The organism is Bradyrhizobium sp. Kon10, assembly GCF_055807395.1.
The window spans coordinates 24,078-45,280 of record NZ_JBVVOZ010000003.1; the positions used below are offsets into that span (position 1 = coordinate 24,078).

Annotated in this window: 21 protein-coding genes and 1 other RNA gene; 10 read left to right on the forward strand and 12 right to left on the reverse strand. The window is 64.4% G+C overall.

Going from position 1 to position 21,203, the window contains the following annotated elements; all coding sequences use genetic code 11:
* Nucleotides 1–51: 51 nt before the first annotated feature.
* From hflC to AC0L2O_RS05530, 9 genes are all read right to left on the reverse strand, one after another.
* Nucleotides 52–948 (reverse strand): protease modulator HflC, encoded by an 897-nt coding sequence (hflC, locus tag AC0L2O_RS05490; protein WP_369721799.1) that lies wholly within the window; start codon nucleotides 946–948, stop codon nucleotides 52–54.
* Nucleotides 945–2,081, reverse strand: coding sequence for an FtsH protease activity modulator HflK (hflK, locus tag AC0L2O_RS05495; protein ID WP_369721798.1), 1,137 nt, complete (start codon nucleotides 2,079–2,081; stop codon nucleotides 945–947). Before hflK ends, hflC begins: the two co-directional genes overlap by 4 nt.
* A gap of 160 nt (nucleotides 2,082–2,241) precedes the next feature.
* Nucleotides 2,242–2,751, reverse strand: a complete 510-nt coding sequence (locus tag AC0L2O_RS05500; protein WP_473368981.1) for a dihydrofolate reductase — start codon at nucleotides 2,749–2,751, stop codon at nucleotides 2,242–2,244.
* Nucleotides 2,751–3,236 carry a GNAT family N-acetyltransferase gene (locus tag AC0L2O_RS05505; protein WP_473368982.1) on the reverse strand — a complete coding sequence of 162 codons (486 nt, stop codon included), beginning with the start codon at nucleotides 3,234–3,236 and terminating at the stop codon, nucleotides 2,751–2,753. Before AC0L2O_RS05505 ends, AC0L2O_RS05500 begins: the two co-directional genes overlap by 1 nt.
* 5 nt (nucleotides 3,237–3,241) lie before the next feature.
* The gene (locus tag AC0L2O_RS05510; RefSeq protein ID WP_369721795.1) at nucleotides 3,242–4,036 is read right to left on the reverse strand and encodes a thymidylate synthase; all 795 of its coding nucleotides are present in this window, start codon (nucleotides 4,034–4,036) and stop codon (nucleotides 3,242–3,244) included.
* 191 nt (nucleotides 4,037–4,227) lie between these two features.
* A complete protein-coding gene (locus AC0L2O_RS05515) occupies nucleotides 4,228–5,793 on the reverse strand; it encodes a tripartite tricarboxylate transporter permease (RefSeq protein ID WP_369721794.1) in 1,566 nt (521 codons plus the stop codon).
* 7 nt (nucleotides 5,794–5,800) lie between these two features.
* Nucleotides 5,801–6,562 carry a tripartite tricarboxylate transporter TctB family protein gene (locus tag AC0L2O_RS05520; RefSeq protein WP_473368983.1) on the reverse strand — a complete coding sequence of 254 codons (762 nt, stop codon included), beginning with the start codon at nucleotides 6,560–6,562 and terminating at the stop codon, nucleotides 5,801–5,803.
* 95 nt (nucleotides 6,563–6,657) lie between these two features.
* A complete protein-coding gene (locus AC0L2O_RS05525; RefSeq protein ID WP_473368984.1) occupies nucleotides 6,658–7,188 on the reverse strand; it encodes a chromate transporter in 531 nt (176 codons plus the stop codon).
* Nucleotides 7,185–7,790: a chromate transporter gene (locus AC0L2O_RS05530; protein ID WP_369721791.1), complete on the reverse strand. Its 606-nt coding sequence runs from the start codon at nucleotides 7,788–7,790 to the stop codon at nucleotides 7,185–7,187. Before AC0L2O_RS05530 ends, AC0L2O_RS05525 begins: the two co-directional genes overlap by 4 nt.
* A gap of 85 nt (nucleotides 7,791–7,875) precedes the next feature.
* Here AC0L2O_RS05530 and ssrA point away from each other — a divergent pair.
* The 10 genes from ssrA to AC0L2O_RS05580 all read left to right on the forward strand — a co-directional run bounded on the left by ssrA (nucleotide 7,876) and on the right by AC0L2O_RS05580 (nucleotide 15,482).
* Nucleotides 7,876–8,251, forward strand: a transfer-messenger RNA (tmRNA) gene (gene ssrA / locus AC0L2O_RS05535).
* A 114-nt stretch (nucleotides 8,252–8,365) separates the two neighbouring features.
* A complete protein-coding gene (locus tag AC0L2O_RS05540; protein ID WP_473368985.1) occupies nucleotides 8,366–8,884 on the forward strand; it encodes an SspB family protein in 519 nt (172 codons plus the stop codon).
* 88 nt (nucleotides 8,885–8,972) lie between these two features.
* On the forward strand, nucleotides 8,973–10,415 hold the full coding sequence (fumC, locus tag AC0L2O_RS05545; protein ID WP_473368986.1) for a class II fumarate hydratase: 1,443 nt from the start codon (nucleotides 8,973–8,975) through the stop codon (nucleotides 10,413–10,415).
* 290 nt (nucleotides 10,416–10,705) lie between these two features.
* Nucleotides 10,706–10,894 (forward strand): DUF4169 family protein, encoded by a 189-nt coding sequence (locus AC0L2O_RS05550; RefSeq protein WP_369721790.1) that lies wholly within the window; start codon nucleotides 10,706–10,708, stop codon nucleotides 10,892–10,894.
* Nucleotides 10,891–11,142: a ribbon-helix-helix domain-containing protein gene (locus AC0L2O_RS05555; RefSeq protein ID WP_369721789.1), complete on the forward strand. Its 252-nt coding sequence runs from the start codon at nucleotides 10,891–10,893 to the stop codon at nucleotides 11,140–11,142. The genes AC0L2O_RS05550 and AC0L2O_RS05555 overlap by 4 nt, the downstream gene beginning before the upstream one ends.
* 114 nt (nucleotides 11,143–11,256) lie before the next feature.
* Nucleotides 11,257–11,532, forward strand: a complete 276-nt coding sequence (locus AC0L2O_RS05560; RefSeq protein WP_369721788.1) for a FeoA family protein — start codon at nucleotides 11,257–11,259, stop codon at nucleotides 11,530–11,532.
* A 37-nt stretch (nucleotides 11,533–11,569) separates the two neighbouring features.
* A complete protein-coding gene (gene feoB / locus AC0L2O_RS05565; RefSeq protein ID WP_473368987.1) occupies nucleotides 11,570–13,441 on the forward strand; it encodes a ferrous iron transporter B in 1,872 nt (623 codons plus the stop codon).
* A 224-nt stretch (nucleotides 13,442–13,665) separates the two neighbouring features.
* The gene (locus AC0L2O_RS05570; RefSeq protein ID WP_473368988.1) at nucleotides 13,666–14,163 is read left to right on the forward strand and encodes a GNAT family N-acetyltransferase; all 498 of its coding nucleotides are present in this window, start codon (nucleotides 13,666–13,668) and stop codon (nucleotides 14,161–14,163) included.
* A gap of 165 nt (nucleotides 14,164–14,328) precedes the next feature.
* The gene (locus tag AC0L2O_RS05575) at nucleotides 14,329–14,994 is read left to right on the forward strand and encodes an HAD hydrolase-like protein (protein ID WP_473368989.1); all 666 of its coding nucleotides are present in this window, start codon (nucleotides 14,329–14,331) and stop codon (nucleotides 14,992–14,994) included.
* 128 nt (nucleotides 14,995–15,122) lie between these two features.
* Nucleotides 15,123–15,482: a hypothetical protein gene (locus AC0L2O_RS05580; RefSeq protein WP_473368990.1), complete on the forward strand. Its 360-nt coding sequence runs from the start codon at nucleotides 15,123–15,125 to the stop codon at nucleotides 15,480–15,482.
* 32 nt (nucleotides 15,483–15,514) lie between these two features.
* On the opposite strand, the gene AC0L2O_RS05585 is transcribed toward AC0L2O_RS05580, so the two are convergent.
* From AC0L2O_RS05585 to AC0L2O_RS05595, 3 genes are all read right to left on the reverse strand, one after another.
* Nucleotides 15,515–15,748 (reverse strand): hypothetical protein, encoded by a 234-nt coding sequence (locus AC0L2O_RS05585; RefSeq protein WP_473368991.1) that lies wholly within the window; start codon nucleotides 15,746–15,748, stop codon nucleotides 15,515–15,517.
* 47 nt (nucleotides 15,749–15,795) lie between these two features.
* Nucleotides 15,796–16,920: a DUF2336 domain-containing protein gene (locus tag AC0L2O_RS05590; RefSeq protein ID WP_473368992.1), complete on the reverse strand. Its 1,125-nt coding sequence runs from the start codon at nucleotides 16,918–16,920 to the stop codon at nucleotides 15,796–15,798.
* 396 nt (nucleotides 16,921–17,316) lie between these two features.
* Nucleotides 17,317–20,985, reverse strand: coding sequence for an AsmA family protein (locus AC0L2O_RS05595; protein WP_473368993.1), 3,669 nt, complete (start codon nucleotides 20,983–20,985; stop codon nucleotides 17,317–17,319).
* Between the last annotated feature and the right edge of the window lie 218 nt (nucleotides 20,986–21,203).

Sequence of the window (21,203 nt, forward strand, 5' to 3'; positions counted from 1 at the left end):
TTCAGTTCTTGTCTGGACCAAGGGCGGCAGAAGCGCCGCCCTTGGTCTGGCTTATGGCTTCGCAGGTGTCTCGGTGGCCGTCTTGCCGCCCGGGTTACCGAAATAGCGGAAGAAATCCGAGTCCGGCCGGAGCAGGAAGCGGGTATCGCTCGACTTCAGCCCGTTTTCATAGGCCGACATCGATCGGTAGAATGCGAAGAAGTCAGCATCCTTGCCATAGGCTTCCGCGAACAGGCGGTTGCGCTCGGCGTCACCGACGCCGCGGGTCTGCTCGGCGGTCGAGTTCGCCTCCGCAATGATCACCGTTGCCTCGCGATCGGCCTTGGAGCGGATCTCCTGCGCCTTCTGGCCGCCCTGCGCGCGGAACTCGGCCGCTTCGCGCTGACGTTCGGTCTGCATGCGCTGATACACGGCCTGGCTGTTCTGCTCGGGCAGATCGGCGCGGCGGATCCGGACGTCGACGACCTCGATGCCGTAACCATCGGCTTCGTGGTCGAGTTGCTCGCGGATGCGTCCCATCAGCTTCTCGCGATCATCCCGCACCACGGTGATGAAATTGACCTCGCCGAGCACGCGGCGCAGGGCCGCGTTCAAGAGCGAGGTGAGCTGCAGGTTCGCGGCCTGGATCGAGCCCACGCTCTGATAGAAGCGCAGCGCGTCCTTGATGCGGTAGCGCGCAAAGGCATCGACCACGAGCCGCTTCTGGTCGGAGGCAATGACCTCCTGCGACGGGTTCTCGAGATCGAGAATCCGCTTGTCGATGTTAATCACCGAGTTCCAGGGCGCCTTGAAGTGCAGCCCGGGATCGGTGACGACGTCCACCGGCTTGCCGAATTGCAGCACGATGGTCTGCTCGGTCTGCTGCACGGTGAACAGCGACATGTAGGCGACGATCATCACCAGCAGCAGCGCAAGCAGCGCCACGATGCCTGTAACCGGAGACCTCATCGGGTGCCTCCGCTCGACGGCTGGCCGGTGGTGGCAGGCCGCTTGGCCGTCAATTCATTGAGCGGCAGATAAGGCACGACGCCCTGGCCCGAGGAGCCTCCGTCATAAATCAGCTTCTCGGAGCCGCCGAGCACGCGCTCCATCGTCTCCAGATAGATCCGTTCACGCGTCACGTCGGGCGCCTTCTTGTATTCCTCGTAGACCTTCAGGAAGCGAGCGCTCTGGCCCTTGGCCTCGGCGACCGCCTGCTCCTTGTAACCTTCGGCGTCCTGCAGGATTTTGGCCGCGCGGCCACGCGCATCCGGCACGACCTTGTTCGCATAGGTCTGGGCTTCGTTTTGCAGCTGCTCAAGGTTGGCGCGTGCCGCCTGCACGTCGCGGAAGGCATCGATCACCTGCGCCGGCGGATCCACTTTCTGCATCTGCACCTGGGTGATCTGGATGCCCGCGCCGTAGCCGTCGAGCGTCTTCTGCATCAGGTCCTGCACGGTGGCTTCAGTCTGCGTCCGCGCCCCGGTCAGGATCGGCTGGATGTTGGAGCGACCGATCACCTCGCGCATCGCGCTTTCGGCGACCGCCTTCACGGTGCCCTCGGGATTCTGGATATTGAACAGGAAATTGCCGACCCCGTTGGGCTTGATGCGCCACAACACGGTGAAGTCGACATCGACGATGTTCTCGTCGCCGGTCAGCATCAGGCTCTCTTCGGGTACGTCACGGATCGAGCGCCCGCGCCGGGCCGGATCGTCGATCAGCGTCATGCCGATGGAAATGGTGGACACGCGCAGCGCCTTCGGCAGCAGCACCGTCTCGATCGGATAGGGCAGATGGTAGTTCAGGCCGGGATCGACGGTGCGAACGTGCTTGCCAAAGCGCAGCACCACGCCTTGTTCTTCGGATTGTACCCTGAAGAAGCCGGACAACAGCCAGAGCGCGATGATGATGAGCAGGATCAGCGTGATGCCGATGCCGGAGAAATAGCCGCCGGGCATGATCTGCTGCAGCCGGTCCTGGCCACGCCGCAGAAGGTCTTCCAGATCCGGCGGCCTCGGCCCGACCGGTTGCGGGCCTGAGCCCCATGGCCCCTTCGGACCCGAGCCCCACGGGCCACCGCCCTGATTCTTCCACGGCATTCGATGCTCTCCTCGGCAGACCAGGACTAGAACTGACCCGGCCCGCATTGTCCGGTGCCGGCTTTATAGGGGACCGGCAGGTCCCTTACAACGCGGCCATGACCGTCCCACGAGCTATGCTCGGGAGCGGAAAAGTCAATGTAAACATTGGCGAATGCGGTTAATTGGGCGACCGCCGACGATATGTCACATAGGAGTAGTCGGCGCTGTCGTCCGGGCCGGCCGGGTGGCGGACGCGGCTCGTCTCCTCCCACATTCCCTTATCGATGTCGAAATGTGTATCGCCTCCGGGCCGCGCATGCACTTCCGTGATTTCGAGGCGATCGGCACGATCGAACCATTGTCGGTAGATTTCGGCACCACCGATCACCGCGATCTCGGCAACCGAGCGCCGCAGGGCATCGCCCCGCGCCACCGCGGCCGCATCTGCGTTCGAGGTCGTGACGACCGCGCCGGCTGCACGATAGCCGGCGTCGCGCGTGACGACGATATTGGTTCGCCCGGACAGCGGCCGAGGCAGGGATTCAAACGTCTTCCGGCCCATGACAACCGGCTTGCCGATCGTGAGCGCCTTGAAGCGCTGCATGTCGGATTTCAGTCGCCACGGGATCGCATTGTTGGCACCGATGACACCATTCTCCGCGACCGCGAGCACGAAAACGATCTCCATCAGGTCCCGCTCCCCGCAAGTCGCGACAGCGCAGGCCCGGTGACGCGGCACAGCGTCCAGTCGTCCATCATCTCGGCGCCGAGCGATTTGTAGAACGCAATCGACGGCGCATTCCAGTCGAGCACCGCCCATTGCAGGCGCGACCAGCCGTTCTCGACGCATTCCGTGGCAAGATAAACCAGCAACGCCTTGCCGAGACCGTGACCTCGATGTGACGGCCGCACATACAGATCCTCGAGATAGATGCCGTGACGGCCGCTGAAGGTCGAGAAATTGACGAACCAGACCGCAAAGCCGACCGGCTCGCCATTCCATTCGGCGAGTGCACAACAAAGCCGCGGATCGTTGCCGAACAGCGCCTCCGCAATCATCGCCTCGGTTGCCTCGACCTCGTGCGACAGTTTTTCGTACGCAGCGAGTTCGCGGATGAAGGACAGAACGAGCCCGGCTTCGCCTGGACGCGCGCGGCGGATGTTGAAAGACATCAGCGCTAAACCGCGACCGCCGCCTTGATGTGCGGATGCGGATCGTAGCCGACGAGCTCAAAATCCTCGTAACGGAAGGAAAAAATGTCCTTCACGTCCGGGTTGATCCGCATCACCGGCAGCGCGCGCGGCGCGCGCGTCAGTTGAAGCCGCGCCTGCTCCAGATGGTTGGAATAAAGGTGGGTGTCGCCGAACGAGTGCACGAAGTCGCCGGGCTTCAAACCCGTGACTTGCGCGACCATCAGGGTGAGCAGCGCGTAGGAGGCGATGTTGAAGGGCACGCCGAGGAACACGTCGGCCGAGCGCTGATAGAGCTGGCATGACAGCTTTCCGTTCGCGACATAGAACTGGAACAGGCAGTGGCACGGCGGCAGCGCCATCTTGTCGACCTCGGCCGGATTCCAGGCCGAGACGATCAGGCGGCGCGAGTCCGGGTTGCGCTTGATCATGTCGATGACGTTGGCGATCTGATCGATGCTGCGGCCGTCCGGTGCCGGCCAGGAGCGCCATTGATGGCCATAGACCGGGCCGAGATCGCCATTGGCGTCCGCCCACTCGTCCCAAATGGTGACGCCATTGTCGCGCAGATATTTGACATTGGTGTCGCCCTTCAGAAACCACAGCAGCTCATGCACGATCGCCTTCAGCGGCAGCCGCTTGGTGGTCAGCATCGGGAAACCGGCGGACAGATTGAAGCGCATCTGATGGCCGAACACCGACAGCGTGCCGGTGCCGGTCCGGTCGGTCTTCTCGGCGCCGTCTGAAAGAATCCGCTCGAGCAGGTCCTGATACTGGTGCATGTGCCAAAAACCTTTGGAAAAACGGCAGCCTTTGGGAGGACGGCGAACTTAATGGCCGCCTCGGCGCAGCGACAGCATCGATTCGCCGCCTCGACCGATTATACCCGGAAAAGTGAGCCTTCCCGCAGCAAACGACAAGGGGCGGAACTCGCATCCCGCCCCCTCGCCTATCACTTTGATTGTGCTGGCGATCAATTCTCGGATTCGGTGAACACCTCGTCCCGCTTGGCCCGCAGGAAAGGCAGCACCGTGAGCACCAGCAGGAAGGCCGCGATCGCCAACAGTGCGGCCGACAACGGACGCGTCAGGAACACGGTCCAGTCGCCGCGTGAGATCAGCAGCGCCCGGCGCAGGTTCTCTTCCATCAGCGGGCCGAGCACCATACCGAGCAGCAGCGGCGCCGGCTCGAAATCGTGCTTGATCAGCCAATAGCCGATCAGGCCGAACACGCCCGCGAGGATGACGTCAACCGGCGCGTTGTTCACCGAGTAGATGCCGATCGCGCAGAAGATCACGATCGAGGGGAACATCAGCCGGTACGGCACACGCAACAGCCGCACCCAGATTCCGACCAGCGGCAGGTTGATGATGATCAGCATCAGATTGCCGATCCACATCGAAGCGATCATGCCCCAAACGAGTTCCGGCTGCTTCTGCATCACCTGCGGGCCAGGCACGATGCCATGAATGGTCATCGCACCCACCATCAACGCCATCACCGCGTTCGGCGGGATGCCGAGCGTCAGGAGCGGGATGAAGGAGGTCTGTGCCGCGGCGTTGTTGGCGCTTTCCGGCGCCGCGACACCCTCGATCGCGCCGCGACCGAACCGCGAGGGGTTCTTGGCGATCTTCTTCTCGAGCGTGTAGGATGCAAAGGACGCGATGACAGCGCCGCCACCCGGCAGAATGCCGAGGATCGAGCCGAGCACGGTGCCGCGTAGGATCGCGGGCGTCGAGTCGATCAGGTCCTTCCTGGTCGGCATCAGGCCGGTGATCTTCTGCTGCACCAGATCGCGGTTCATCTCGGCGCCGGCGTCGAGATTGCGGATGATCTCCGCGAAACCAAACACGCCCATGGCCACCGTCGCGAAGCCCAAGCCGTCGGCAAGCTCCGGAATGTTGAACGCCATGCGCGAGGCGCCGGTCTCGATGTCGGAGCCGACCATCGACAGCAACAGGCCGAACACGATCATCGCGATCGCCTTCAGCACCGAGCCCTTGGCCAGTACCACCGCGAAAATCAGGCCGAGTACCATGAGCGAGAAATATTCGGCCGGGCCGAACGCCAGCGCGAGCTTGGTCAAGGGCGCGCCGAGCACGGCGATTAGGACGGTCGCGACGCAGCCGGCAAAGAACGAGCCGATTGCTGCGATCGCCAGCGCCGGGCCGGCACGGCCCTGTTTCGCCATCGCGTGGCCGTCGATGGCCGTGACGACCGATGTCGCCTCACCGGGAATATTGACCAGGATCGACGTGGTCGAGCCGCCATACTGGGCACCGTAATAGATGCCGGCGAGCATGATCAGCGCGCCGACCGGCGGCAGTCCGAACGTGATCGGCAGGAGCATCGCCACGGTTGCGACAGTGCCAATGCCGGGCAGCACGCCGACAAGCGTGCCAACCAATGCGCCAATCAGGCACATGAGAATGTTGATCGAGATCGGCAGCGACAGGCCGTAGAGCCACCAGGGTGACCACCAGGAGATCTGAAACACCACACCGAAACCGAGACCCAGATTGTGGAAGAGATCGAACATCAAACCCTCACTGAGCCAGGAAGCGCGGGAACATCGGCATCGGCAGCCCGAGCACGTAGGGAAAGAGCAGCGCGCAGCCGAGCGTCAGGCAGGCGCCGACGATGATCGCTTCGACCCAACGCGTCTCATGCGTGCCCATCGCCGCGATCAGGAAGCTCGTGAAGGCGGTGACCACCACGCCAAGCGGACGAATCGCCAGGGCGAAGAAGACAATCGAGATCATGACGAACAGGGGCCCGCGCCAGGCATAGTGCGCCATCGCCGGCCCGTCGGTTAGCAGTCCCGTCAACGCGATCCCGGCGCCGAGCGCGACAAGCAGCCCGCCAAACATCCGCGGCGCCGTACCTGCGCCGAAGGAGAAGCCGCGCATGCCCTGCAGATCGCTCGAGGCCCACAGCGCGAACAATGCGAGCGCCATCAGAACGATGCCGCCGACATAGTCCTGTGCCGACCTGATCGTCATGAAGATCGTGAGGATCGCCACCGCAAACAGCGGATAGGAATAGATCAGCGCGAGCAGCACATCGGACGACGCCTTCTTGGTGTCACCACCGACGGCTCCGAGCAGCGCAGCAGGTGCGCCTGCGAACAGCGCCGTTGCATGGCTGATCAGGACTGTGGCCGGGCCACGGCCGCCGCCCCAGCCAAAGATGGTTCCGATCGTCCAGATGAATTCGAAAATCTGCGGCGCCAGGGCCAGCAGGCAGAAACCGATCGCGACCGAAGTGTTTCTGGTTGCTGTCGCCGAGTGGCCCATTGTATCGGCCATGCATGTCTCCTCCGCGACTCCTAAGTCACGAGCACTGTTGTTCTAATCGGCTGGAAATCGTTCCCCCCGCCCGGGTCATTGCGTAGCGATTTTCATCACACAATGCCAGCAAAACCCAACACGCCCCCTGCGAGCAGAAGCCACAACGGATTGACGCGCGAGACGGATGCTATCACTGCAACCGTCGCGGTCAGAAGCAGCGCAGCACTGCCGCGATCAGTCGCCTGGGCCAGGATCAAGGCGCTCGCGGCCATCAAGCCGATCGAGAGCGGAACCAGCGCAGCCTGGATCAGCGCGGGCCAGCGCGATTGGCTCGGTCGGTTCAGGAGCCGGCTGACATAATAGGCAAGCAACGCCGTTGGCAGGCACATCGCCAGCGTTGCGGCCAGCGCGCCGGGAATGCCCGCGACCGCGTAACCAATCAACGTGACGATCAGGACGTTGGGACCGGGCGAGAGCTGCGCGATCGCATAGGCGTCGGCAAACTGCTTGTCGGTCATCCAGTGATGCACGTCGACCGCGATGCGGTGCATCTCGGGTACCGCGGCCGCGGCGCCGCCGACCGCGAACAGCGACATCAGACCAAAGGTGGTGATCAACGCCCAGATCGGATTCTCGCTGCTCATGCTGCTACCTTCCGTCGCACGACGAAGCTCACCGCGATGCTGAGAGGGATCGCCACCAGCAGCACCGCCTGGAGCGGCAGGCGAAGCACGCCGATTGCTGTGAACACCGCGAGCATCAGGATGAGCGCGACCGCGTCCATCCGCTTGAACAGCGGCGTCATCATGCGGAACACCACAGCGATTAACAGGCCGACCGCGGCACAGGAGATGCCGGCAAGGCTGCGGCGCAGCACGTCCACATCGCCGAAACGGGCGTAGACGATCGCGAGCCCGGTCATGATCAGTGTCGGCGGCAGCAACAGCCCGGCAAAGGCGGCAACGCCCCCGGCGATGCCCCGCAGCCGCGACCCGAACACCATCGACAGATTGACGATATTGGGCCCGGGCAGGAAATGGCAGAGCGCAAAGGTCTCGTTGAACTCGTCCGCCGTCATCCAGCCGTGCTGCTCGACCATGGCTCGCCGGGCAAACACCAGAACCCCGCCGAAACCGGCCAGCGACATCCGGGCAAAGGCCATGAACAGCGCCGGCAGGCTGGGCGGAAGGCTGTGGACGGCGGTGAGATCCGGCACTTGCGCGGCCGGTGCTGAATCCGGGGACATGCCAACAGCTTAGAACGCGGTCCGCCGCCGGGCCAAGGCCGTCCGCAACCTATCCCAAAGGGAACCGCGGGATTCCCGCTCGAAACACCTGTCATTTGAAATGTTTGCCCCCTATATTGGGGGTGCCGGTTCGCCGGCTATGGAAATAAACGGTCGTCGCAATAAACCATTCGGACCCGGGGGCGGTACCCGGCGCCTCCACCAAAGCCCACCGATTTTCGGGCTTCAGCCTGCCGAGAGGCGGGTTTTGGCGGGGGCGAAATAGGATCGACGAGGGCGTAAAGGGCGAACTTTTTCCCGGTATTGTTCCGCCGTTATCGGGCTATGCAATAGTTGCCAACGACAACTTTGCTCCGGTTGCTCAGGCTGCGTAACGCAGTTTGAAAGACCATCTTGAAGTCCTAACGGGTTAAGCTCCGTTAGGCGGGGTTCGGAGGCACCTGGCAACAGAAGCCTCCACTTACCTCTTATTTCCTTCCCGGCGGGGACTCCTGCTGACCCGTCAGGCGCGGTACTATTGCGGCTTGGCGAGTCGGGCCGGCAGGGCCCGTCTCCTGGAATGCAACAGGACCACCATGGCGACCGACCATATCCGATACGACGTGCTGGCAACCGACGCGATGCGCGGGGTGGTGCGTAAGGTGCTGACCGATGCAGCGGCCAGCGGATTGCCGGGCGAGCATCATTTCTTCATCACATTCGCCTCGAAGGCCGACGGCGTGAAGATCTCGTCGCGGCTGCTCGCGCAATATCCGGAAGAGATGACGATCATCCTCCAGCACCAGTTCTGGGACCTGACCGTGCTCGAAGACCGCTTCGAGGTCGGCCTGTCCTTCGGCGGCATTCCGGAGCGGCTGATCGTGCCGTTCAGCGCCATCAAGAGCTTCCTCGACCCGTCCGTGAAATTCGGCCTCCAGTTCGAGGCCTCCGACGTCGCCGATGTCGCGCCCGAGAACTTGCCGGCGCCCCCCGCTGCTTCAGCCGTGTCGGTCCCCGCGCCCGTCGGCGACAAGGCGGAGACCACGGAGGAGCCGACCCCGCCCAGCCAGGGCGGCGCCGAAGTCGTGCGGCTCGATCGTTTCCGCAAGAAATGATCCAGGTTGGGCGTGAGATCGTCGCGCCGGTCCAGGTCCGTATATAGATGAGCACATGAAGAGGCCGCGCGATATTTCGTGCGGCAGAATGGATGTGCTCATGGCCAAGACCGCCGGATCAGAGACTGCCCGCCCCTCACGCTCCGCGACCCGCACCGAGACCGACAGTTTTGGCCCGGTCGAGGTCCCGTCCGATCGCTATTGGGGGGCCCAGACTGAACGCTCGCGCCACAATTTTCGCATCGGCATCGACCGCATGCCGATCTCGCTGGTGCATGCGCTCGGCATCGTCAAGCTCGCCGCGGCACAGTCCAACCTCGAACTCGGGCTGCTCGACCAGCGCCGCGCCAACGCCATCATCCGCGCCGCCCGCGAGGTGATCGAGGGCAAGCTGGACGACCATTTTCCGCTGGTGGTGTGGCAGACCGGCTCGGGCACGCAGAGCAACATGAACCTCAACGAGGTCATCGCAAACCGCGCCAATGAGCTTTTGGGCGGCGAACTCGGCACCAAGAAGCCGGTGCACCCCAACGATCACGTCAACATGAGCCAGTCCTCGAACGATTCCTTCCCGACCGCGATGCATATCGCGGCCGCCGGCCGCATCACGGACGACCTCGTTCCCGCGCTGAGTGAACTGCTGAGCGCGCTTCGCAAGAAGGAGAAAGAGTTTGCGAGGATCGTCAAGATTGGCCGCACGCACACCCAGGACGCGACGCCGCTGACGCTCGGCCAGGAGTTTTCCGGCTATGCCGCGCAGGTCGAAAGCGGGATCGCGCGGCTGAAGGTTGCGGTGAAGGACCTCTATCCGCTGGCGCAGGGCGGCACCGCCGTCGGCACCGGGCTCAACTCGAGTCCTCGCTTTGCAAAACTGTTCGCCAAGCACGCGGCCACGATCACCAAATTGCCCCTCACCAGCGCCGCCAACAAATTCGAGGCGCTGGCTTCCAACGACGCGTATGTCCTGGTGCACGGCGCCATCAATTCGGTGGCGACGGGGCTGTTCAAGATCGCCAACGACATCCGCCTGCTCGGATCGGGCCCGCGGTCCGGTCTCGGCGAACTAGTCCTGCCGGAGAACGAGCCGGGCTCATCGATCATGCCGGGCAAGGTCAATCCGACGCAATGCGAGGCGATGACGATGGTGTGCTGCCAAGTGTTCGGCAATCACACCGCGATCACGGTCGCCGGCAGCCAGGGCCATTTCGAGTTGAACGTCTACAAGCCGGTGCTGGCCTACAACATGCTGCACTCGATCCGCCTGCTGGCAGACGCCGCGCGCTCCTTTACCGAGCATTGCGTCAGCGGTATCCGCGCCGACGAAAAGCACATCAAGGAGCTGATGGAGCGTTCGCTGATGCTGGTCACCGCACTCGCGCCGAAGATCGGCTACGACAACGCAGCCAAGGTGGCGAAGACCGCGCACGCCAACGGCACCACGCTGAAGGAAGAAGCGCTCCGGCTGGGCTTCGTCTCGGCGGACGAGTTCGATCGTTTGGTGCAGCCGGACAAGATGACGAGGCCGGGATAAATTCCGAATTCCGATAGTCATCCGTAGTGATACGGAGCCCCGACGCTCACAATTATGAGGCTTAACGGAGAGGATTTGATTACCGTCAATGTCGCGGCAAGGATGCGTGCTACGCATTCGTCTCCCCCCTCGCGGGGGGCGAAATTCATCGTTTGATGGCTGACAGGCCGATTGACGAGGAGAAGCGAATGGCGATCAAGTCTCAGATCAAGTCTCTTGGGGCGCGGTGCGGCGCCTGGTTTCTGGATGTTTCATCCTGTCTGGAAAGGATCGGGTGATGGAGACGCGGCATGGGGAACGTCATCAACCTGAATCGTTTCAGGAAGCGCGCCGAGCGGGAAACCTCGGCGAAGCAGGCGGACGCCAACCGGGCGAAGTTCGGCCGCACCAAGGCGGAGCGGTCGGCGGAGGAGACGCGGGCGGACCAGGCGAAGGAGCGTCTGGACCAGCACCGGATCGATCGCGAGGAGCAGCCATGAAGTCGCCGGTCGTGAAACGATCAATCGTGGTCGCCGGCCACAAGACCAGCGTCAGCCTGGAAGAGGCGTTCTGGAACGGCATGAAGGAGATTTCGAGCCTGCGCAACATGACGTTGTCCGAGCTCGTTGGCGAAATCGACGGCGGTCGTCAGCAGGGCAATCTATCCTCGGCGATCCGGCTGTTCGTGCTCGACTACTTCAAGAGCCGCGCCATGGCGGTCCAGCCGGAAAAGGTCCCGGCCCAGTAAGCGCCGGGGTGCTTGCCCCACACTTTCGTGATCCGCACTTTAAAATCGCTCTAAGGTGCAGCTTCCGCGAGCGAGCGCGCTTGACCTCGATGCCTTGCGTTGAAAATACAGGGCATGACCGACACCCATGATACGCGCCCGCTTTTGCCGCTGGGTCTGGCCCAGCGCGGCTACACCGGCGTCATTCAGCACCTTTCCGCCAAGGACGCAGGCTCGGCGCTCTCGGACATCGAGCTCGAGAGCCGACTGATCGAGCTCGGCTTCGTCGAGGGGGCCCGGGTCGAGGTCCTGCACGAGGGGCTGGTCGGGCGCGACCCGATCGCGGTTCGCGTCGACAACATCACCATCGCGGTGCGCCGTCGCGAAGCCATGGCCATCATCGTCGCGTAGACAGCGACCGGATATTTGATCCAAGGCCTTTAAGCACATGGAAGCACCCCTGCTGCATCTCGCCCTGGTGGGCACGCCAAACAGCGGCAAGACCTCGCTGTTCAATGCGCTGACCGGCAGCCGGCAAAAGGTCGCGAACTATCCGGGCGTCACGGTGGAACGCAAGGAGGGCTTCTTCGTCACGCCGTTGGGACGCCAGGTCTCGGTGGTCGACCTGCCCGGCACCTATTCGCTGCGCGGCCGCAGCCCGGACGAAGAGATCACCCGCGACTTCGTGCTCGGCAAGGCCTCGGGCGAGGCGCTGCCCGATCTTGTGCTGTGCGTCGCCGATGCGACCAACCTGCGGCTGACCATCCGCCTGCTGCTCGAACTCAAGCGCACCGGCCGGCCACTGCTGCTGGTGCTCAACATGTTCGATATCGCGAGCCGACGCGGTATCAGCGTCGACGTCGAGCGGCTCGCCAAGGAGCTCGGCGTGCCCGTGGTCACATCGATCGCGGTGCGCAAAAACGGCACCGCCGACCTCTTGAACCTGACCGACGATATCTCGGCAAGGCTCGCGGCCGAGCCCGCCGAGAACAGCTGGCGCGCGCTCAGCGTCTCCGAGCTGCGCGCCACGCAGCGCGACGCCGACCGCATCATCGCCGACTGCGTCAGCCTGCCTGCTAGCCCCGACACCTGGACCGCGCGGATCGACGCCGTGGTGCTGCATCCCGTCGGCGGGCTCGTGGTGCTCGCGGCTATCCTGTTCGTGATGTTCCAGGCGGTGTTCGCCTGGGCGCAGCCGCTGATGGAGCTGCTCAACTCCGGCTTCGATGCGCTCGGCCAGTTCGTGCACGCCACCCTCCCCGTCGGCCTGTTGCAGAGCTTCGTTCAGAACGGGGTGATCTCCGGCGTCGGCAGCGTGGTCGTGTTCCTGCCGCAGATCATCATCATCTTCCTGTTCATCCTGCTCTTGGAAGATTTCGGTTACATGGCGCGCGCCGCGTTCCTGATGGACCGCATCATGGGCGGCGCCGGCCTGCACGGCCGCGCCTTCATTCCGCTGCTGTCGAGCTTTGCCTGCGCTATTCCCGGCATCATGGCGACGCGGGTGATCGACAACAAGCGCGACCGGCTGACCACGATCCTGATCGCGCCGCTGATGACCTGCTCGGCGCGCATTCCGGTCTATACGCTGATCATCTCCGCCTTCATTCCGGCGAAGGACGTCTGGGGCTTCGTCAACCTCCAGGGCCTCGTGATGTTCGGCCTCTACGCCGCCGGCATCATCAGCGCGCTGCTGGTCTCGTTCCTGATCAAGTTCTTCATGCTGCGCGACTACGCGCCGGCGCCCTTCATGCTGGAGCTGCCCGACTACAAGATGCCGCGCCTGAAATCGATCGCGATCGGCGTCTATACGCGCGCAAAAATGTTCTTGCACCGCGCCGGCACCACGATCTTCTCGATGATGGTGCTGATCTGGTTTTTGGCTTCGTTCCCGCAGCCGCCGGCGGGTGCCACCGAGCCTGCCATCAACTTCAGCCTGGCCGCGATCATCGGTCACGCGATCGCGCCGCTGCTCGCGCCGGTCGGCTTCAACTGGCAGATCGCGGTGGCGCTGATCCCGGGCATGGCGGCGCGGGAGGTCGCGGTCGCAGCGCTCGGCACCGTCTACGCGATCGAAGGCGGCAAGGAAGCCGCCGAGCAGATCGGACAGGTGCTGGCGACGAAATGGTCGCTCGCGACCGCGCTGTCGATGCTCGCCTGGTACATTTTCGCTCCGCAATGCGCGTCCACACTGGCCGTGATCCGGCGCGAGACCGGAAGCTGGGTCTGGATGGCGACGACGTTCGGGTACATGCTGGTGCTGGCCTATGCCGCTAGCTTTCTGACCTACAATGTCGCGGTGGCGTTAGGGGTGGGATAGGTCCCTCGAAACCAAAACTGCGAAAACAACCCCATGCACAGTAGACGGAAGCTGTGAGATCAACGGGTTACGCATGTACGAAATCTCTGGCCGTAACGCGAATGGAGCCAATCGAAATCCGAGCTCCTCACTGCCACGGTTGACCCGTCGGGGAAAACAGGTTCACGATGCCATCATCGGCTGTCCCCGGCATCGTGACCAGCTCGACATCGGCTATCTGGTTCATGGATCAGTTCACAACCACCAGCCTCACCGCCGAGAGACTGGCCGAACACCACCTTGCGGATCTCGTTGCGCTTCACCTCGATCCCGAGGTGTCCCGCTACATCGGCGGCGTACGTTCGGCCGAGGCGACGAAGTCGTATCTCACCGTCAACATGGCCCATTGGGATCAGCACGGCTTCGGGCTCTGGGCACTGAGAACGCGAGACGGAGCGTTCGCGGGGCGAGCGGGACTCCGGCACATCCTGGTGGATGACACAGACGAGATCGAGATTGCCTATGCGATCAAACGCACGCTCTGGGGCCAGGGACTGGCAAGTGAGATCGCGACCGCGCTGACGCATGTCGGACTGTCGCAACTGGCGTTGCCGTCGCTGATCGGCTTGATCGTTGTCGGCAACGCCGCGTCCCGGCGCGTGCTGGAGAAATCGAATTATGTCCTCGAGCGCAGCACGCAGCGGCACGGCAACGAGGTGGCGATTTACCGCATTCGGCGGTGAGCGAAGCCAATAACGACCAGTACGCCCCAATGGTCCGCTCGTAGGATGGGCAGAGCGAAGGCGAAACCCATCACGCTTCAGCTCGGAGGCAGCGATGGGTTTCGCAAGAGCTCTCCCCAACCTACGCACTGGGTCGCATGGCCATAACGATGTTACGGTTCGAAGATGTCCAGACGCCACACAGTCCTGCTTGATCTCGACGGGACACTGATCGATTCCCGGCCCGGCATTGCCGCAAGCTGCCTCGCGGCGCTGCGCGCGCTAGGACATTCTCCTGACGAAACGCTGGACATTACGGCCTTCATCGGGCCGCCGCTCGAAGACGTGCTGCGCGCTTTGCTGCGGACATATGACGACGACCGCCTCGACACGGCGGTGATCGCCTATCGCCGGCACTACGGCGAAAGCGGCTTTCTCGGAAGCGAGCTTTACCCCGGCATCGGCGAGGCGCTTGGAGAGATGCAGCGGGCGGGCTTACGCCTCTACATGGCCACGTCGAAGCGCGAGGTCTTTGCCCGACGCATCGCAGAGTACTTGAATCTCGCCGGATATTTCGACGGAATCTATGGCTCGGTCGACGGCGGCAAACTCGATCACAAGCCTGAATTGCTCGCCCAAATCCTGTCCGAACAGGACCTGATCGCGGCGGACGCGGTCATGGTCGGAGACCGCCGGCACGACATTGTCGGCGCCCACGCGGTCCGGATGCGCGGCGTTGGCGTGCTTTGGGGATATGGCAGCCGGGATGAGCTTGAAACGGCGGGCGCAGATCATGTGGTGGAACGCACCGCTGATCTCGCTCGGGCCGTTCGATCGATGCTGGAGAGCTAGCTTGCGATTCGACTAGCCACGTGTCCCGAACCGAGCATGCCGTCATCCACAAAATTCGTGCGAATCTGCAAGAAATTCGCACCCGGATTTGAATGGCGTTCCCGCAATTGGCTGTCTATGGTCGATCCATGTCGCGCCTTGCATGTCTATTTGTTGCTGCCGTCCTGTCGCTGCTCCCGATGGCCGCGCCGGCTGCGGCCGCCCACAAGAAGCCGGCGCAAAGCTGGCACGGCTATGGCTTCCTGCCAGGCTATCGGCAACCGCTCAGCAACAGCCAACCGCTCTTCGTGCAGAAGAATGGACTGCGGCGCTACGCGCGCAACAACCGGCGTCCCTGGTATATCGACCCGGTGCCTGCCTATTACGGCTACGACGGCGACTGGCACTATTTCGGCCGGCCCGGCTTTGCCGGCCCCCGCTACAATGGCGGCAGCTTCGGTCCGTGCTGGACGCGCACCCCGATCGGCGCGGTCTGGAATTGCGGCTGAGACCCGGAGATCTACCCCCGAAGGCCCACGCCCTACCTGAAATACCCCATGACGAGATCGATATCCGAGCTGTCGGCGACGGTGCCGTTCAGCTCGGCATCGATGACACGGCGACAGGCTTCGATCGCGGCGTGATCGCCGAGATCGTTGGCGGCTTCCAGCGCGAGCCATGCGGCGTCGACGGAAGCCTTGTCCGGAGCCGACCCGCCGGTGTCGGCGTTGAGGCTCTTGGTCTTGCGAATCGCGGTGCCGAATTGAGGCAACATTGCAAATACTCTCCTGCCAATTCCCGAATGAGGCTCAGCGCACCTGCTCAGTGCATGTGGAGCTCGGGCTGACGACCCTGGGCGGGATCGGCGCCGGCGTTGTTCTTGCGCGACTGGTAGAACTTCAGGACGCTGCGCGAGGTCTCGGTCTTGAGCCGGCCGAAATCGCGCTCGTTGTCGTGGAGCTCACGCGCCGTGATCAAATGATCCTTGGCGCCGAGGAACAGCAGCGACATGGTCGTGTCCCAGGAGAAATCGAGCGCCTTGCACAGCACCAGCAGGATCTCACGGTTGCGGTCCATCATCGCGCGCTCGATCACGTCGACCGGCAGCGCCGAGAGCAGCGACAGGCCGATCTGCACCTCGTCGAGACGGTGCTGGCGCGCATAGTTCGAGATCGAATCCTGGTTGAGGTTGCCCTGGCGGTGTTGCGTCGTCACCACGCGCTTGGCAACGAAGTAGCTGCGCGAGGACGGCCCGAACTTGGACTGCAAATCGCCGGTGACCTCGGTGACCGAACTCTGGAGCTGCGCCATCATCTCGGGCCGCTCGTGCTCGAGCCGGCGGCGGACGTCTTCGGACGCCTTGGAAATGAGCTGCTGGAAGATGTGCCGCGGCACGTCCTTGCGCAGGCCGAGTTGCTCGGCGAGGATCGAGTCGCCCTCGGCGCGCCTGACCATGTGCAGCAGGCCCGAGCCGGAAAAACGCGCGCCCTCGTTCTTGGCAACGGAGGTCACGACGGCCTGGTCGCCGCGCTTGACCAGCACGTCGGTCACGGCCTCGCCGATCGACTTGCGCTGGGCGATCGCGAGCAGATGCGACTGGCCCTTGGTCATGGCGCTCTCGACCAGCATCTTCTCGTCGAGCCGGGTGGAGTCGCGCAATACGGGACCGGCGACGTCGATCTCGTCGTCGAGAGCGAGTTTTTCGACGACGTTGAGCGGCGCGTGATCGCAGGCCGCCATCAATTCCGAGAGCTGCGTGCGCGCAGCGACCTCGATCTCGTCGGCGAGCCGCCCGATGACCTCGCCGAACATGCTGATCTCGTCGTCGCTATAGCGGCCGGTGATCAAAATATCGGTCGCATGCCACAACGCCTTCACCCGGCTTTCGTCGGTGCCGCGTGCGATGGCATCGTCCAGATCGTGTAGAAGCGATTTCGCCCCGTTCATGTCGATCACCCCAGTCCTTGGCGGCTCGCCCTGTGCCTTGATCGGCAGGACGCCGACTTCCTCTGGAACCGACACTAGGGAACAAACGCGAGAATCCGGTAAAACCGGCAGATCAGTTTTGCCGGGCAAAATTCGTTAAAATGCAGGGGAATGGGTTTAGCGGCGCGTAACACGGAAGGTGCGCTCCCTCTCCCGCTTGCGGGAGAGGGTTGGGGTGAGGGTGTCTCCGCAGCGGGACGATCCCCCAGCGGACAAAGCCCTCACCCGCGCCTTCGGCATAGCCGAGGCGGCGCCTTGGCGTTCTTAGATGACGGCCGTCAAAGGCGGCCTATGCTCTCCCGCAAGCGGGCGAGGTCAAGCGAGCCCGCGGCCCGTTCAGTGCAAACCAAACCTGCTCTACGGATTCTGTGGCGTCAGCACCAGCGGCGGCTTCGGCTTGGGCCTTGGCGGCGGCGGGCCCGGGGCCGGCCTCACCTCGATCGGCGGCGGCAGCGGCGCGATCTGCTGGCTCGCAAGCGGCGGGCTCGGCGCGGCGGGCGCGGCCTGCGGGGCCTTCGGCGTCGGCGCGACCCTTGGCTCGGCCTTTGTCTCGGTCTTTGGCTCAGACCTTGGCTCAGATTTGGGCTTCGGCGGTGCGCGGCGCGGATCGCGACCAGGCATCGGCACATCGGTGAGCGACGATTCGGGCGCGGGGTCGGGAGGGACCAGCGTCGGCAGTGCGGCGGTGGCCGGCGGCGGTTCGCCGCGCTCGATGGCATCCAGCCGGCGCGTCTCGCGATCGATGGTGCGCACCGCAAGCCATGACGACAGCGGCGCGAGATCGACGCTGCGGTTGAGCTTGTCGGGCGGGCCCGCCGCAAACACCTGAATTTCCGGCGGGGCGCCGGAGAGCCCGGTCATGATCGGCGTCAGGCTGGCGCGGATATCGGCCTGATCCGCGGGAATATCGTAACCGCCGGAAACGATGGCGCGGGCGTTCTTCGCTTCCAGCGGCGTGGCGCCGACGCGCAGCCGGCCGTCGCGAATCGTGAACGGGATCTGCGCGGAAGCGACCGTGATCGGGCCTGCCGAGAGCGCCGGGTCGACCAGCTGGCGCAGCCGGTTGTCGTCGGAGACCTGGCCGCTGTCGCTGGCGCGAATGGCGATCTCGAAGGCACGCGGATTGAGCCCGTTGATTTCAGCCGAGTCGAGCGTCACGGTACCGTTGCCGGCGAGCGCGCCGGTCAGCGCCGCGACGCTGCGGCCCTGACTCGTCAGCGCCATCTGCAGCGACGCGCGCCCCTTCGGCAAAGCGAGATCGCGGTAGCGCAAACTCGCCGCATCGACATTGCTGAGATCGACGCGCGCACTCAGCGCAAGGCCGTTGGCGCCGTTGCGCGCATCGAGGCTTGCGGTCATCTCGCCGCCCCCAATGCTGCCCTTGAGCGCGTCGAGCGCGAGCGACTGGCCGTCACTCCTGATCGTGCCGCTGAACGGACGCAGCTCGATTGCGCCCGGTAAAGTTCCGCGCAACGCCTGGAAGGCGATCCGGCCACGCCAGCCCGTGACGAGTCCCGCGCTCAGCGGCTCTCCAGCGTCTCGTCCGGCCGCACCCAGGGCCACCGCGAGCGTGGGCATGAGATCGAGCGTGTCCAGCCCGACTTCGCCATCGACGCTCTTCTCCTGATCCAGGGTCATGGCGAGATGGCCGCGCAGGTGCGAACCGGCGGCAGCGCTGTCGAGATCGTCAAAGGTCAGTCGATTGCCGGACAGCGTGAGGCGGGAGGACAGGCTGACGCTCTGGGCGGATTTGTCGGCCGGACTGGTCCCGAACAGCGGTGCCAGATTGGCGTTGCGCACATGCAAGTTCACATTGGCCTTGGGCTCCGGCCCAGACAATTCGACACTGCCCAGGGCATCCGCCTTCAGCGCGCCGCCACTGAGCTTGGCGTTCAATTGCAGCGGCCGGCGCCACGCGCCGCTCAGCTTTCCTTCGAACTGCGAGGCGCCCTCGCCTGCGGCGACGATGCGATCGAGGCCGAGCAGCGCCAGCAGCGCACCCGCCTGCGGCGTCGACACTTTCGCGTCCAGCGTGAAGTCGCTGTTGCGGAGGCGGTCGATGTCGATGCCATTGAGCGCGGCCGCCGGCGTCTGCGCAGCCAGTGTCGCAATGGCCTTGAGCTGCGGCGCATCGAGGTCGAACACGGCGCGGGCGTCGCTGCGGCCGGCATGTTCGGCGTTCTTGTCGAGGCTGAGATCGAGCTTGAGGCGGGTCGCGCCGGGCGGTGACGGGAGAGCATCGAACCGCGCGCGCACCGCGGGCGCGATCGGCTCGAGCAGCGCGGTGAGATCGCGCAGCGAGTTGGCCGAGGATTTCAGCGCGAGGCGGCCCGTCGCCTGGGTGCGGTCGAAGCTGCCGCTCGCCTCGGTGGTCACACCGTTCGCCTGACCGAACCGCAACTGCTCCAGCGACAGCGATGTCGCGCCATAGCCGAGCCTGGCCGCGAACGGCCGCAGCTCCTGGCCGGCGGAGATCGCGCGGCCGACGTCGAGCGAGAGCTTTGCTTCTTCCGGCCATTCGCCCTGCGGTCCCGCCAGCGCGCGGACAAAACTCGCGGCGGCATCGAGGTCGAGCCGGTCCGCTTTCAGCTCGGCGTCGATCCGCGAGCCTTTGTTCGCGCCGGTCTGCACGAAAGCGATCCGTCCCTCCACAGTGCCGCCTTCGATATCGGCCTTCAGCTTCTCGATCGCGAAATGGTTTGCGGCGATGGTCACATCGCCTGCCAGGCGCAGCGGCCGCGTGCTGCGGCGGTTGACCTCGCTGCGGCCCTGGAGCCAGGCCACCAGCGTATCAGGATCGGAGGATTCGACGCTGAGGCGGCCGCTGAAACTGTCGGAGCCCGGCGCGGCCCCGTTCAGCGCCAACTGCGTCATGCCGGGCGCGCGCAAATCCAGTCGCTGGAACGTCCACGATCTTCCGTCAGTCGTCAGCTCCGCCGAGATGTTCTGGAGCGGGCGGCCACCCAGCATGATCTGGTCGGAATTGAACTCGATCTGCGCCGGGATCGGTGCCTGCGGGATCGCGGCGAGGCCCGCGCGCAGCGCCGGCAGGATGCGCAGCGGCTCGGCATCATCCTTGCCGGCCAGCTTGTCGGCATCGACCTGACGCGCCGACAGCACCGCGCGCAGCAGCGGCGACGCACCGAACCTGAGATCACCGACGCCGCCGACCTTCAGCGCTGCGTCATCATTGCCGAAGCTCGCGTCGATCTGGTCGAACTTGGCACCGGCCGGGTCGGCCTTGAGCTTTGCGGTGAGCTTCCAGGGCGTGGGCCCGCTCTCGCCCGGCTTCCGTGTCGCCGGCACGGCCAGCGTCAACGCGCCCTCAAATTTCGGCAGGCGGTTGTCGAAGGCAAGCACGCCTTCGAGATCGGCCAAAATGGCACGCTCGCCTGGATCGATGTTGAGGTGAAGACGGGTGGCGCTGCCGTCGGGGCTCGGGCCGGAGGAGATGCGGAACGGATAGCGCGTGCGCCCGGCGGTGAAATTGCCGTCACCGCGCACGGAGCCGGCGAGCGAGCGCACGTCGCCGGAGAAGGCGATGTCGTTGAGCTCCAGTGTCGAATGGCTGGCGGCGTCATGCAGCGCGATGCGGCCGGTGAGGTTGAGCCGCTCGATGGCAAGCGAGGCCAGATTGAAGGTGCCGCTCGCGGTCGACGGCAGGTCGACCCGTCCTTTGGCGTCGAGGCCGAGATCCACCGCCATGCCGTTGACGGTGAGCTCGGTGGCGCGCCATTCGCCGCGCATCAGCGAGCTCAGGCTAAACTCGACGTCGAGCTTGTCGGCGCGCAGCCGGCCGAGATCGTTGTTGCCACCGAAGGTGACCGCCCGCAGCCGCAACGTCGGCGCCGGCAGCAGCCGCGCGTCCAGCTCGCCCGCCACCCGTACCGGCACGCCGATGATACGGCTCGCCTCCGCCTCGAACTGGGGCCTGAACTGGTTCCAGTCGACGAAGTAAGGCCCGATCAACGCGGCCAGCAGCGCTAAGATGAAGGCAATCGCCAATCCGAGCAGCGTCGTCTGCACGGGTCTCCCCTCGGCCAAACCGGCAACCGGGCCAAACCTTGGCCGCCAAACCTTGGCCGCAGAGGCTTCAGGCGCGCCGGAACAGCCTCTTATATAGGGGGAAGTGTGGCGAAGTCACAGCGACTGTTGGGCGCGGCGGTTAACCCCGGTGCGGGATCCTCATGGTGAGGAGGCGCGCAAGCGCCGTCTCGAACCATAGAGGCCCCCGCCTGCGGCCA